The following is a 12,839-nucleotide window of genomic DNA, read 5'->3' as shown; positions in this document are numbered from 1 at the left end:
TAATTAAAGCCATCGTGAAAGCAACTGTTCAATTACTTTCACAAAGCCGATCGCAATTTGAATCAACGGCCAACCTACAAAACAAATGAACACCGCCCAGCGAGTTTGAATATCCAAACCTTGGCGAACCGCCACAATTACAGCTAGCAAACTCCACACAGCTAATATGCGCTCTATTCCTTCTCCCAGCAAGGGAATCAGCGTTAAAAAATTCAGCACTTGGGGCGCGTAGGCAAAGCCGATCGGCACCAACAACTCCCCATAAGTTACGTGTCCCGGCTTCAGCCACTCCCCGATTTTAAAGATAGTGAAAGTCCAAAAATAATAACCCCCCGCGACTGCCAAACCATCTATCAAAAGTCCTAGAAATAATACTGATGGCTCAGTTCGGTTGATTAACAAGATGACAGCACTGCCCAACACGCGGGACAGCGCAGCTAAAATTACAATTGTTAAAGCTATTCGCTTAGTTCTGCCAGTGTAGGGAGTTTTTTCGTAAAAATTGCCGTTCAAAGAAAGTGCGTTCCAAAGCGTTGCCCCCAAACCTGCAATTGAATCTTCTCCCTTCACGTTGAACTCCTGCTCCTCAAGATAGTTGACAACTTTTACAAAATAAGCTCTAATACAGCAGAATCACCGAACTATTTCTAGGTAATTAGGTAATTAATTGGCATTATACCAGATTTTATTAAATGCTAAGATTGATTTTACGGATACTTGCATGGCTGCGCGGGGGAAGTTTAAATTTATTGCTCATCGCCGGTGTAATCCTGATAATTTGGGGCATTCTTTCCCCGGTGGGGACTGTTATATGGTGGCTGAATCAAAGTGCCGAAACTTTGGGTTTCAAGAAAACTCCGCCGGAGATATTGCCTTCAAACAAGGGCAATATAGAAGCGGGCAAGTCTTCGCCGCTCAATTGTTATATCATCTTTTTACCGGGAGTTGGCGATTTTTCAGGGGATGAATTAACCCCTGGTGAAGAGTTTTTTCTCAAGCGTTTAGTTAAAAATCACCCGCAGTGCGTAGCAGTGGGCGATATTTTTCCTTATTCGGCTTCTAACAAAAGTTTAGGAGGAGAGCGATGGCTAGCTCCTTTTTGGCGGTTTGCAGAACAGGCAAAAAAAGGGCCGATTGCGGGGGATATATTCATCAAAATTCGCAATCTCTGGAGGTTTGCAATTTCTTTAGATTATCGCTACGGCTTTGCATACAATCAGGGAATGGCTAATGCAATTATCGAGCGCATGAATGCTCAATCTCCCATTTCAGTTAATCCTCAACAACCTTTGAAAGTTATTTTAATTGGCACTAGCGGCGGCGCACAAGTTGCTTTGGGTGCTAGTCGCTATCTTAAAGAATGGCTGAAGGCAGAAATTACCGTTGTTTCGGTTGGGGGCGTGTTTTCGGGAGAAAATGGTTTTGCAGAAGCCGATCGCATTTTCCACTTTCGCGGCACTCGCGATTCAATTGAGGATATTGGCGGCATAGTTTTTCCGACTCGCTGGTACTGGTACGCGACTTCTCCTTTCAACCAAGCTCGTTTGCAAGGCCGCTATGCAGAAGCTTTGAGCGGCCCTCACAAGCACGACGGCGATGATGGATATTTTGGGGAAAATCGGGCGGCGGAGGGTCAAAAGTATGTAGATATAACGCTGGACAAAATTAATCAATTGCCTGTTTGGTCTGAGGGCGCGTCCGATTGATGAGTTCTTGCATATTCGATGCCTGTACAATTATAATTAAGTTAGGAGGAAAATTTTTAGTTTTAATTTATTCACAAAGAGAGGACTGGCGTTCATCATTAAAAACTAATTTTATTATAGTCACTAATAATAATAAAACTATTCTGGGCCGTTGCTCTGAGCAACGCCAGGAATATATAGCAATCCTTGCAGGAGTCGTAAATTTTTGACCCCACCCCAACCCTCCCCTTATCAAGGGGAGGGAGTAAGAAATTCACAAATGATTTAGGATAGCTATACAAGTTAAATACACAACCGCTTAGTCATTAGTCATTAGTTATTAATTGTGTCATTGTTCGTTGTGGGTCGCTTGAAGCTTGGCCTTGTTGGCTTCCAGTCTCTACCTCCAATTCCCGATGCCCGATGCCCCATTCCCTATTCCCCATTCCCTATTCCCCATTCCCTATTCCCTATTATCAATGTCTCGACCCACATTATATATTGCCATCACGAATCACGGATTCGGCCACGCTGTGCGACTTTCCTCCGTAGCTGCAAAAATTCAAGAATTAAATCCAGATATTTTACTAATTATCACAACAACAGCACCTCGCTGGCTGCTAGAATCTTACATTGGCGGCGACTTTATCCACCGTCCCCGCGCTTTTGATGTGGGTGTGGTGCAAGCTGACAGTTTGCATATGGATAAAGACGCAACGCTGGAAAAATTGCGGGAAATTCGGAAAAAGCAAAATTCGCTAATTGCGGGCGAAGTTAATTTTATCAAGCAAAATCGGGTGGGTTTGGTGCTGGCAGATATTCCTCCTTTGGCAACGCGAATGGCGGCAGCGGCTGGGGTTCCTTGCTGGATGATGAGCAATTTTGGGTGGGATTTTATCTATCGAGATTGGGGTGGAGAATTTGCAGAAATGGCAGATTGGATTGGTGAGTGTTTCGGAATGTGCGATCGGCTTTTTCGTCTTCCTTTGCACGAACCGATGACAGCTTTTCCAAATATTCAAGATGTGGGCTTGACTGGTGGCAATCCTCGCTACAGTAACGAAAAAATTCGGGAAGTATTCGGCATCGAAACACCGCTGGAAAAAAATGTAATGTTGACTTTCGGCGGATTGGGTTTAGAAGAAATTCCTTATCAAAATTTACAGCTATTTAGCGACTGGCAATTTATTACTTTTGATGCGGGAGCTCCCGATTTGCCGAATTTGATTAATGTCAAAAATCCGGAGTTTGCACAATCTTTCCCGATTTTACCGCGTCCGGTCGATATTATGCCTGTCTGCGGGCGCTTAGTTTCTAAACCGGGATACAGCACTTTTGCGGAAGCTTTGCGCTTGGAAATACCTATTGTTTCTATAATGAGAGAAGGTTTCGCGGAATCTGCGGTGTTGCTGGAAGGGATTCAAAATTATGCGGAACATCAAATTGTGACGGCGACGGAGTTTTTTGAGGGGGATTGGGAGTTTTTGCGACAACCGCTGCATCCGCCCTGTTTGTCGGATAAATTGGATAAGAATGGTACGGAGGCGATCGCCCAAGCTGTTGTAGATTATTTTACATAAGGCGATTGACATCGCTTCTTGTAACACAAAGTCAGCCTTCGCCGACTGAAGAGTTTTGCAACAGTCTCATCGAAAGTTTAAAATAGAAGACGGCGATTAGAAATCGATCCTAAACAAACAAACTCGGGCTGCGCCGAATGAAGAGTTTTGCATCAGTCTCATCCAAAATCTACAATCTAAAATCGAATGAATCACTATCAACAGATACTCAAGATTCAAACTACAGGGAAGTCTCTGTGCAAAATCACTCCTAAGATAGAAGATGCGGTGGCGAATTCAGGTATTAAAACGGGACTTTGTAGCTTATTTTTGCGCCATACTTCTGCTAGTTTGGTGATTCAAGAAAATGCTGACCCGGATGTACTTAAGGATTTGGCTAACTTTTTAGCTAAACTGGTACCGGAGGGCGATCGCTACATTCACGATGCGGAAGGCCCAGACGATATGCCGGCCCACATTCGCACTGCGCTGACTCACACTTCCGAACAAATCCCGATCGATCGCGGCAGGTTGCTGTTAGGAACTTGGCAGGGAATTTACCTGTGGGAACACCGCCAGCGGGGTCACATTCGCGAATTAGTTGTTCACGTCAGCGGCACTTGATCGGAATTTGTACCTCGCTGATTTTAGTTGCTTCCGCCGTCATCGGGGAATTGTAAAAAAAGCGGCGCGGCGGCCCGACTATTTCGTATTCGGGATGTTCTTGAAGCCAATCTTTGAGTTTCTGGAGGTTATTTTCGTAGCTTTCCCAAGTGTAGGCCCCGCGCACGCCGATGCTGACAACTGTCATCGGAGAAGTATCTGTGACTTCTACAGCGGAGTTAACGCTGCTGGGGGCGATATTTGGTGCGGGATAGAGGAACGAAACTTCTGCTTGGGGAACTGCATCGATTGCCCCGGAAGTTTCGGTGTAGCGCGCTTCTACTGGCGTTGTCATCGCAATTTGGTTGTTGCTGATGTGTTGAAATAAGGGATTGAAGGCGATTCCAGTTGCTTGTCGCAAATCGCCCGCGTGGGTGTAGGTGACAGCCCGGTAATGAGGATATTGCTTAACTTCTATGACCCCAATCTGTGCGGGTTCAGGGAATCCAGTAGGTAATACCATTTGATATGGGAGAGTTGAGATTTTACATTAAAGAATGGGGAAAGACTGACTCCGCAAGGGTTTGGAACTTGCTTGCAGTTGCGTTGTTTTTTGGCAACTGGTATAAATAGGCTGAGATTGTTTGCAGACGATCGATCTGCACAACCAGTTTAACAATTATTCAGAGCGCTAGTAACTGTCGATCGCCTAGAATTAATTAGAGATTTATTAATTAACCTCGTAATAATACGGACGGCACAGAGTAAGCAGAGAAACATTAATCTAGTTGTCCTTGAAAAATTATGGTTTTTCAGGCGTTTGCTATTTTTGTCTAAAAATATTCGGCTGTCGGGCCGATCGAGCTGTGCCTTTTGAGTTATTGCTACGCCGATCGCGTTCAGCTACAGGGTCAATTATACCGCTTTCAGGGAATTACGTATGAAAAAGATTCTAGTGATTGAGGACGAGCAAGTAATTCGGGAGAATATTCTCAAACTCCTCAAAGCTGAAGGTTTCGACGTGACAGGTGCAGAAAATGGAGCACAAGGTTTATATGCGGCGGTGTCAAATCTTCCCGACGTGATTATTTGCGACGTGATGATGCCAGAACTTGACGGTTACGGGGTGCTGGTGGCCTTGCGATCGAATCCTGTTACTGCTACAGTACCTTTTGTTTTTCTCACCGGTAAAGCGGATCGCTCTGAAATGCGACAAGGTATGGAATTGGGAGCAGATGATTACCTGACTAAACCTTTTAGTAGAGCTGAACTTGTGGGAGCGATATCGAGCCGCTTGAAAAAACAAGAAGCTGTCGCCGAACAGTACAATAATTGGCGATCGCAAAACGGCGACTTAATCCCAGATACCGCCCACAAATTACAGCAGATAAAAACTAATTTGTGCAACGCCTTGGAACGTGAAGAATTCCAAGTTTACTATCAGCCGCAGGTCAATGTCCAGACAGGTAAAATTATCAGCGCAGAAGCTTTAGTGCGCTGGCTGCATCCAGAAAAAGGGCTGATTTCGCCCGCAGAATTTATTCCTGCTGCCGAAGCAACTGGCTTCATTGTAGAGTTAGGCGAGTGGGTTTTGCAGACAGCTTGCAGGCAAATGCAAGTTTGGCAAAATGCTGGTTTTTCGCTGCGGGTAGCGGTGAATCTGTCGCCGCGCCAATTTCACCAACCGGATCTCAGCAGCAGAGTTGCCCAAATTTTAGCAGAAACTGGTTTGGAACCGAGCTGTTTGGAATTAGAGTTGACAGAAAGTTTGATGGTAGAGGATGCCGAAAGTGCGATCGCTGCTTTGCAACAATTGAAAAGTTTGGGACTTTCTATATCTCTTGACGATTTCGGAACCGGGTATTCTTCTTTAAGCTATTTGACCCAATACCCCTTCGATACTTTAAAAATCGACCGCTGTTTTATCAGCAATATCACCGATGGTTGCACAAATGCAGCGATTGTGAAAGCTATTATTGAAATGGCGCACAGTCTCTGTCTTGAGGTAATTGCCGAAGGAGTTGAAACCGAAGCAGAAAAAGATTTTCTCTGGCGCTACGAGTGCGATACAATGCAAGGATATTTGTTCAGTCCTCCTTTGGTGGCAGCGGATTTTGAACGGTTGCTGGTGGAAGGCAAATAGAAGAGCGGTTAAGTCAATATTTGTCCGATAATTAAGTGCGATCGGGGTGGAATATGGTTGGAGAATCCAGCAGTAAAGTTGACTCACTCAAATCAAGCAATAAAAAACATAAGGATATTTATATAGCTGTTCAATTATCTCTAGTGATAGTTTTTTTAGCTATTATGTCCAAATTTTTTGTCATTATAAACGCTGGAGAACGGGGCGTGATGATGCAGTTTGGTAAAGTGCAAGAACAGGTACTCGGAGAAGGAATTCACGTCATAGTACCCATAGTTTATACTGTAAAAAAATTGAGTGTCAGGGTGCAAAAACAGGAAAGCTCCGCTGAAGCTTCCTCAAAAGATTTGCAAGATGTTTTCACCGATGTAGCGCTGAACTGGCACATTATCCCCGAAAAAGCAAATGCTATTTTTCAACAAATAGGTGACGAAAAAGAAGTGATAGATCGCATTATCGATCCGGCAGTTGAAGAAGTATTAAAAGCCGTCATGGCAAAATACACGGCTGAAGAAATTATTACTAAACGAGGAGCAGTTAAAGCGGAAGTTGATGATTTTTTGACCTTGAGGTTGGTTACATATCACATTGCTGTTGACGATATTTCTTTAGTGCACGTTCACTTTTCTGAGCGGTTTAGCGATGCGGTGGAGGCGAAACAAATTGCCGAACAGGAAGCAAAAAAAGGGGAGTTTTTAGCACTGAAGGCAGCAAAAGAGGCAGAGGCTAAGGTGAATTTAGCCAAAGGGGAAGCCGAAGTGCAAAGATTGCTGCGGGACAATTTGACTCCGGAACTGTTGCAAAGGCAAGCTATAGAAAAATGGAATGGGAAATTGCCGCTAATTGTTGGTGATGGAAGTAAAAATTTATTGGATTTGAGGAAATTGGTCGATCGATAATTATCATCCTGGACGCACGGCTGGCCAGACACCGGGTTTTTTTTACGAAAATACACGGCGTTTAGCTTTTTATGTCGGTAAAAAACCCGGTTGCTTGAGTATTGGTGGGTAAGTCCTGAATTACCAATCCCCAGAAAATTGAATTAATATCTGTTCAAAAGCTTTAGTAATTCCAGTTTGAAAACGCTGTCTGTGCTTCAGTTTCAAAACTGGTTTAATTATTTCAAGAGATACATTTGAACTTGCTTGGCTATCTATAATTTTAATCGCTCGCAGTGTAGATAGCTGCAATTCTTTTTTTACCATCAATTCAGGAATAGCCGCTGCACCTGTGCCGCTTTCCACCACTGCTTTTACCATTTCACTGCTATTCAAAACTAAAGTGACATTCAATTCATGGAGATTAATGCCCCAACTTTGCAAAGCTTGTTCCAACATTTGCTGAACTCCAGAACCAGCTTCTCGCATCACCCAATCCGTTTGCGCAATTTCCGTTAAATTCACCTCTGCACGTTCAAACCAAGGGTGAGATTTGCCAACAACAATCAGCAAGCGTTCGCTGCCTATAACTTCTTCCTCCAGAGTGTTCTTAAGCGAAGCTTTGATGTCTCCGGTCACTAAACCCAAATCAAATGTTCCCGTTGCCGTACCCGCACAAATTTCTTCGGCATTTGCCAGAGTACAATTCACGCAAATACCGGGATATTTCTGTTTGAACTTGCTAATTTTATCAGGCAACCAATAATTGCCAATGGTCAGACTGCAACCCAATTTTAAATCGCCTCGCTGCAAGTCGTTCAACTCCCGCAAACCTCTCTCAGTCAAAGCAACTTGGTCGAGAATTTTCTGCGTTTCAACTTGCAGCAACTTCCCGGCTTCAGTGATTTCGATGTGGCGGCCGATGCGGTGAAATAGTTTTACTCCATATTGCGCCTCTAAGCTTTGGATTGCCGCACTGACAGCGGGTTGAGTGATGTAAAGTTCCTCCGCCGCGCGGCTGAAGTGCAGGTGTTCCGCTACAGCTATAAAAACTCGCAGTTGGTCAAGCGTCATTCCGGCCATTCTGAGGGTTCCTTTACTAAATACAGTTATTTTTTGAGATTAAAATCTCTTGTGGCTAAGCTTTGACCTGAACTTTTCGATCGACTCTCTGGTACAGGTTGGAATTCCCGATAAATCACGGTTATCAGCCGCTCTTTAAATTTTCCTTTTAACGTCAAGGGTTTGAGCTTTTGAGGACAAATAGGTCTGGTATTCCAACAGTTCTTTTCCGGGCGGCACTGCATCACTTGCATTTATGAATTCGATAAAAAACAACATTTGATTTTACCGCTGAAGGGCCTTAGAGTTAGAGTCAAGCGTCTAAACGCTCGGCCCGACGCTGAAGCAGCACCGACAAGTTGAAGCCGATCGCCAAAAGTCGAGCGACAAAAATAGAGAAGATAAATGACCAAGAAAACGCAAAAAAATCACAGTACTCACGGCTTAAAGCCGGACTGCCTCTCCTTCGGTGAGGTTTTAGCTCAATCCTTTGCCGTCATTGCACCTACAACTATACCAGCATCTAATATAGGTTTAATCGTGGCTCTTTCGGGTAACGGGGCTTGGCTGAGTTTTGCGATCGGCTTGATCGGCCTAGTATTTGTCAGCATCAATATCAACCAATTTGCGAGTCGATCGGCTTCTGCTGGTTCTCTTTATTCTTATATTGTTAAAGGACTTGGCCCGACTGCCGGCGTAATTTGCGGCTGGAGTTTGGTACTCGCTTATCTATTTACTGCGATGGCCGTTTTGTGTGGTTTTGCCAACTTTACGGGTACTTTCATCGGTCATTTAGGCATCCATCCGTCACCGATTACGCTGTTATCGATCGGGGCCGGGGTTGCTTGGTATGCAGGTTACAAAGATATCCAGCTTTCAGCTATGGCGATGCTGTGGCTAGAGGGGGCATCAGTGGCGGCGATCGCACTTTTAGGAATGATCATCTGGGCGCACAAAGGTTTTGCCTTAGATATGTCGCAACTGACTTTGGAAGGCGTAACTCCGGGGAACATAGCGACGGGGCTTGTCTTAGTAATGTTTGGTTTCTCTGGTTTTGAAAGTGCTACATCTCTGGGCGACGAAGCGAAAAAACCCTTAAAAAATATCCCCAAGGCTGTCATGGGCAGTGCTGTCATGGCAGGCTTATTCTTCATTCTGATGACCTATATTGAGGTTTTGGGTTTTAGCGGTACGGGAGTTTCTATTACTAATAGTGAAGAACCTCTGAGTTTTCTGGCGCAACAAGTGGGCATGGGTTGGCTGGGAGAGTTAGTGGCTTTCGGCGCTTTATTTAGCTTTTTTGCTTGCGTGCTCGGCAGCATCAATCCAGCGGCGAGAGTGTTTTTTATGATGGCGCGGCACGGTTTGTTTCACTCTTCATTAGGTGTAGCGCATTCGTCTAATAAAACTCCCCACGTTGCAGTAACGATGTGTACATTTCTGACATTTTTGGTGCCTGCTGTGATGTCTATGTTTAACATCAAACTGTTCGATTGTATGGGTTATTTGGGGGCAATTTGCAGCTACGGATTTTTAACCGTGTACGTCTTAATTTCGATCGCAGCCCCGGTTTACCTGCACAAAATTGGTAAATTGCGCGTGCGGGATGTAGCATTTTCGGCTGTGGCGATCGCATTTATGATGATTCCGATTGCGGGCAGCGTGGGCATTCCCGGCAGCACTATGTTCCCACCTCCCGAAGCTCCTTACGATGCCTTTCCTTACTTGTTCTTGATGTACTTGGTGGTTACTTGCGGATGGTTTTTCTGGCAGCGGCTGCGTTCTCCTGAACTGACGGGATCGATGCAGCAGGGTATTGACGCAATTCACGCCAAATTCGAGGAAGAAAATGCAATTTACGGCGGTGTTCGATTGAATGCAGTATCGATCGACAGCAACGGCTTTGATTAATAGTTGTAGGGCCGGCGAAACCCCGCCATTGGTGTCAACAAACAGGTTAAACGATGAGTATACCGTCTGACGGTGAGCAACCTCGATCCCCCCTAGCCCCCCTTAAAAAGGGGGGAACCGGAAGCACTCTTAAAATCCCCCTTAAAAAGGGGGATTTAGGGGGATCGAGGCTCGGCTACCATCCAGAGTTAGACAGGGTTTTAGTCTTAAGTAGACACTAAGGCAATGCCCACCAAAATATTTGTAACTGAGGAGACACAGAAATGAATGAATTACTAACAGCAATTTCTACGGGAATGACAGCTTTTACGGCTACGAATCTAGACGATATTCTGATTCTGCTGCTGTTTTTCTCGCAGGTGAATGCAGTATTTCGGCGCAGGCATATCGTCTTCGGTCAGTTTTTGGGCTTTACTGCACTGGTTTTAGTTAGCCTTCCCGGCTTTTTTGGCCGCTTAATCTTTCCGCCAGATTGGATCGGAATGCTGGGTTTGCTGCCAATTGCGATCGGGCTTAGCCGCTTGCTGAATTCAGAAACCGACGATTCGGAAGTTGAGGCAGAATTAGAGCAATCTGAGAAATCTTTTTTTAGCAGTTTTCTGTCTCCTCAAACTTACAGCGTAGCAGCGGTGACGGTGGCAAATGGGGGCGACAATATCGGGATATATGTGCCGCTTTTTGCTAGCAATACTTTAGAAAGTTTGGCGGTGGTTCTCACTGTATTCTTCGGGATGGTGGGCGTTTGGTGCTACGCTGCTTATCGGTTAATTCAGATGAGAGCGATTGCCGATAATTTGACTCGCTACGGCAATCAGCTTGTGCCTTTTGTTTTGATCGGATTGGGAATGGCGATTCTGGTGAAAAGCGGCACTCTGGCAAGCCCAACTTTAAGTATAATATCTTTAGTGGGTTGCGCTTTCTGTTTGATAACTATCAGCAGAAGTAACGCCAGCGAAACGGAAGTTTAGAAAAATTGCAGGGACAGCACATGAATTGGATTGCAGCAGCGATTATTGCCGGGATGACATCTTTTGCCGCAACCAATATCGACGATATGGTGCTTTCGATGCTGTTCTTCGCCCAGGTAAATGATACTTTCCGCCCCCGGCATATCTTTGTGGGTAAGTACCTCGGATTTGCAGCACTCATCGCTGCTAGTTTGCCCGGTTTTTTTGGCGGTTTAATTGTGCCGAAAGCTTGGATTGGCTTGCTGGGTTTGGTTCCGATCGCGATCGGCATCAGTCACTTAGTCAAGAGAGAAAATGAGGAAAATGACGTACAAGCGGTATCGGGCGAATTTAACCGCGAATCTAATTCACCTGTGTCAAAGTTAGCAAATCTTTTCAACCCCCAAACTTTGAATGTGGCTGCGGTAACAGTGGCCAACGGGGGAGACAACATCGGCATTTATTTGCCGCTGTTTGCTAGCAGCGATTTGCCGAGCTTGGTGGTGATTTTGGCGGTTTTCTCGGTGATGGTAGGTGTTTGGTCTTATGCCGCTTACCGGTTAACTCGCCAAAGGGCGATCGCCCGTATTTTGACTCGCTATACCAAGGCTGTTGTTCCTTTTGTTTTGATTGGTTTGGGAATATTTATTCTGATTGAAAGCGGTAGTTATCGGCTGATCCCGGCATTTCAAGCTAACTAATAATTAGCCAATATTCCGCTATTTTCATCCCTCTTTAGGTAGATAATTTGCCATAGTTCATAACTCCTAACTCATCATTTTACCTTAACAATTGTTTGCTTTAAATTTGCGGTAATTCGCTTGAAATATCTCAAGAAATATGCTAAGTTAACAATGAAGTGAGCGACTAAACTAAAAGCAGCTTCAAACGAATTTAGGCTCTAGTCTTCACTCAAATGCCAACCATCTTTTGAGCTAGCCAATAACCTGACTTAGGCAACAATATACCTCTTGTCTCAAGAAATCCTGTAGTGGTGAATCAAACAAAGCTAAAAACTTGAGGATGAATCCCTAAAATATCGCCCGAACACTTCGCCACTACCCCACCCAGCTCGAATTTGAAAATAGGTATAATGCTAAAAAACCAGATTTTTGGATTCTGCAAAATTTGGCTTCTCAGGCAAACAAGTTAAGGACAACTGGTTTTGGCCTAAGTCCGAAAATAGCAAGCAAACAGAAAGTTGGAAAAAACCTGACAATCTAGAAAAGGAGAAAAATTGTGAAAATCTTCAAATTTGTTTTAGTGCTCTTGGTAATGGTCGCCAATTTAGTATTAGTTCCTCCCTCCTGGGCCGACGCTCCAAAAACGCCGAGATATGCGAGCAATCCCGACTACATAGAGGTGACTGAAGCTCTGAACACTCTCAAAGCAGCGAAAGACGCACCCAATATCGCCGAGAATTATACCCCTGAGGAACTCCAGAAAAAAATCTCTCAATTGGAGTTTCAAAAATACACTTTAGAAACGGGAAAACCTTGGGGTCAGTGCCGCAACGAGACCGGAAAAACCCTGGCTGTCTACGGCCCGAAACGCAAAAAAGCAGCGGAGTCTTCTTACGAGAATGCCCTTTATTTTCTAGCTGACGGCCAAACAACTGAACATAAATGGGATTGCGATGGGATTTATCTGCCCAGCGATGTCAATGCAACCGATTTAAGGGCGACCGATCGACCTTCAGAAGAATTGACTGGCGGTCTAGCTGTTAAGATAGTTGACGGAACTCAAGTTGTAGCCAGAGCTAATCCCGATACGGGGGCTGTAGAATTCAACGTTCCTACTGCTAAAGTTTTCCAGCCTGGGGATGCGAATTGGTTTGTTCCTGACGTGACTCAGGCCTACATAGATACGCAGCTTCCCAACGCACCTACTGAGGAAAATGATTAGTTTTGGTGAAGTTGTAATGCGATCGGCTGTGTAAAGCCGGTTGCAACGCAAGAACCCGCCGGGGAGCGATCCCCTGGCGGATAATCGTCCCAGCGAAAATATATCGGTTTACCTTCATATTTGGAGTTAATATTAAAAGGTTGCAT

The 12,839-nt window shown here is 44.8% G+C and carries 12 protein-coding genes; 9 read left to right on the top strand and 3 right to left on the bottom strand.

Going from position 1 to position 12,839, the window contains the following annotated elements:
* Nucleotides 1–3 precede the first annotated feature (3 nt).
* Nucleotides 4–570 (bottom strand): hypothetical protein, encoded by a 567-nt coding sequence (locus QUB30_RS03960; RefSeq protein ID WP_333329374.1) that lies wholly within the window; start codon nt 568–570, stop codon nt 4–6.
* A gap of 122 nt (nt 571–692) precedes the next feature.
* On the opposite strand from QUB30_RS03960, the gene QUB30_RS03955 reads away from it, so the two are divergent.
* The 3 genes from QUB30_RS03955 (at nt 693) to QUB30_RS03945 (ending at nt 3,868) form a co-directional block, all read left to right on the top strand.
* The gene (locus QUB30_RS03955) at nt 693–1,706 is read left to right on the top strand and encodes a hypothetical protein (RefSeq protein WP_333329371.1); all 1,014 of its coding nucleotides are present in this window, start codon (nt 693–695) and stop codon (nt 1,704–1,706) included.
* A 458-nt stretch (nt 1,707–2,164) separates the two neighbouring features.
* The gene (locus QUB30_RS03950) at nt 2,165–3,265 is read left to right on the top strand and encodes a glycosyl transferase (RefSeq protein WP_333329368.1); all 1,101 of its coding nucleotides are present in this window, start codon (nt 2,165–2,167) and stop codon (nt 3,263–3,265) included.
* 186 nt (nt 3,266–3,451) lie between these two features.
* Nucleotides 3,452–3,868 carry a secondary thiamine-phosphate synthase enzyme YjbQ gene (locus QUB30_RS03945; RefSeq protein WP_333165987.1) on the top strand — a complete coding sequence of 139 codons (417 nt, stop codon included), beginning with the start codon at nt 3,452–3,454 and terminating at the stop codon, nt 3,866–3,868.
* On the opposite strand, the gene QUB30_RS03940 is transcribed toward QUB30_RS03945, so the two are convergent.
* Complete coding sequence (locus QUB30_RS03940) at nt 3,855–4,370, bottom strand: heme-binding protein (RefSeq protein ID WP_333329365.1); 516 nt, start codon at nt 4,368–4,370, stop codon at nt 3,855–3,857. The genes QUB30_RS03945 and QUB30_RS03940 overlap by 14 nt on opposite strands.
* Nucleotides 4,371–4,787: 417 nt before the next feature.
* Between QUB30_RS03940 and QUB30_RS03935 the strand changes: the two genes are divergently transcribed.
* Together QUB30_RS03935 and QUB30_RS03930 are read left to right on the top strand one after the other, a co-directional pair.
* Nucleotides 4,788–5,990, top strand: a complete 1,203-nt coding sequence (locus QUB30_RS03935) for an EAL domain-containing response regulator (RefSeq protein WP_333329362.1) — start codon at nt 4,788–4,790, stop codon at nt 5,988–5,990.
* A gap of 164 nt (nt 5,991–6,154) precedes the next feature.
* A complete protein-coding gene (locus QUB30_RS03930; protein WP_333329359.1) occupies nt 6,155–6,889 on the top strand; it encodes a prohibitin family protein in 735 nt (244 codons plus the stop codon).
* A gap of 120 nt (nt 6,890–7,009) precedes the next feature.
* On the opposite strand, the gene QUB30_RS03925 is transcribed toward QUB30_RS03930, so the two are convergent.
* The gene (locus QUB30_RS03925) at nt 7,010–7,942 is read right to left on the bottom strand and encodes a LysR family transcriptional regulator (protein ID WP_333329357.1); all 933 of its coding nucleotides are present in this window, start codon (nt 7,940–7,942) and stop codon (nt 7,010–7,012) included.
* A 393-nt stretch (nt 7,943–8,335) separates the two neighbouring features.
* On the opposite strand from QUB30_RS03925, the gene QUB30_RS03920 reads away from it, so the two are divergent.
* The 4 genes from QUB30_RS03920 (at nt 8,336) to QUB30_RS03905 (ending at nt 12,693) form a co-directional block, all read left to right on the top strand.
* Nucleotides 8,336–9,841, top strand: coding sequence for an APC family permease (locus QUB30_RS03920; RefSeq protein WP_333329354.1), 1,506 nt, complete (start codon nt 8,336–8,338; stop codon nt 9,839–9,841).
* Nucleotides 9,842–10,104: 263 nt separating this feature from the next.
* Entirely contained in the window at nt 10,105–10,809 is a 705-nt protein-coding gene (locus QUB30_RS03915) for a cadmium resistance transporter (protein ID WP_333329352.1), read from the top strand.
* A gap of 20 nt (nt 10,810–10,829) precedes the next feature.
* Complete coding sequence (locus tag QUB30_RS03910) at nt 10,830–11,489, top strand: cadmium resistance transporter (protein WP_333329350.1); 660 nt, start codon at nt 10,830–10,832, stop codon at nt 11,487–11,489.
* A 538-nt stretch (nt 11,490–12,027) separates the two neighbouring features.
* Nucleotides 12,028–12,693, top strand: coding sequence for a hypothetical protein (locus QUB30_RS03905; protein WP_333329347.1), 666 nt, complete (start codon nt 12,028–12,030; stop codon nt 12,691–12,693).
* Nucleotides 12,694–12,839 lie beyond the last annotated feature (146 nt).

This window comes from Microcoleus sp. BROC3 (assembly GCF_036702515.1).
Classification (GTDB): domain Bacteria; phylum Cyanobacteriota; class Cyanobacteriia; order Cyanobacteriales; family Microcoleaceae; genus Microcoleus.
Note: the sequence above shows the minus strand (reverse complement) of the source record. Positions and strands in the feature narration are given on the sequence as shown.

Coding starts and splice junctions, on each gene's coding strand:
- QUB30_RS03955 (WP_333329371.1), top strand. CDS start 693: ATGCTAAGATTGATTTTACGGATACTTGCATGGCTGCGCGGGGGAAGT.
- QUB30_RS03950 (WP_333329368.1), top strand. CDS start 2,165: ATGTCTCGACCCACATTATATATTGCCATCACGAATCACGGATTCGGC.
- QUB30_RS03945 (WP_333165987.1), top strand. CDS start 3,452: ATGAATCACTATCAACAGATACTCAAGATTCAAACTACAGGGAAGTCT.
- QUB30_RS03940 (WP_333329365.1), bottom strand. CDS start 4,370: ATGGTATTACCTACTGGATTCCCTGAACCCGCACAGATTGGGGTCATA.
- QUB30_RS03935 (WP_333329362.1), top strand. CDS start 4,788: ATGAAAAAGATTCTAGTGATTGAGGACGAGCAAGTAATTCGGGAGAAT.
- QUB30_RS03930 (WP_333329359.1), top strand. CDS start 6,155: ATGTCCAAATTTTTTGTCATTATAAACGCTGGAGAACGGGGCGTGATG.
- QUB30_RS03925 (WP_333329357.1), bottom strand. CDS start 7,942: ATGACGCTTGACCAACTGCGAGTTTTTATAGCTGTAGCGGAACACCTG.
- QUB30_RS03920 (WP_333329354.1), top strand. CDS start 8,336: ATGACCAAGAAAACGCAAAAAAATCACAGTACTCACGGCTTAAAGCCG.
- QUB30_RS03915 (WP_333329352.1), top strand. CDS start 10,105: ATGAATGAATTACTAACAGCAATTTCTACGGGAATGACAGCTTTTACG.
- QUB30_RS03910 (WP_333329350.1), top strand. CDS start 10,830: ATGAATTGGATTGCAGCAGCGATTATTGCCGGGATGACATCTTTTGCC.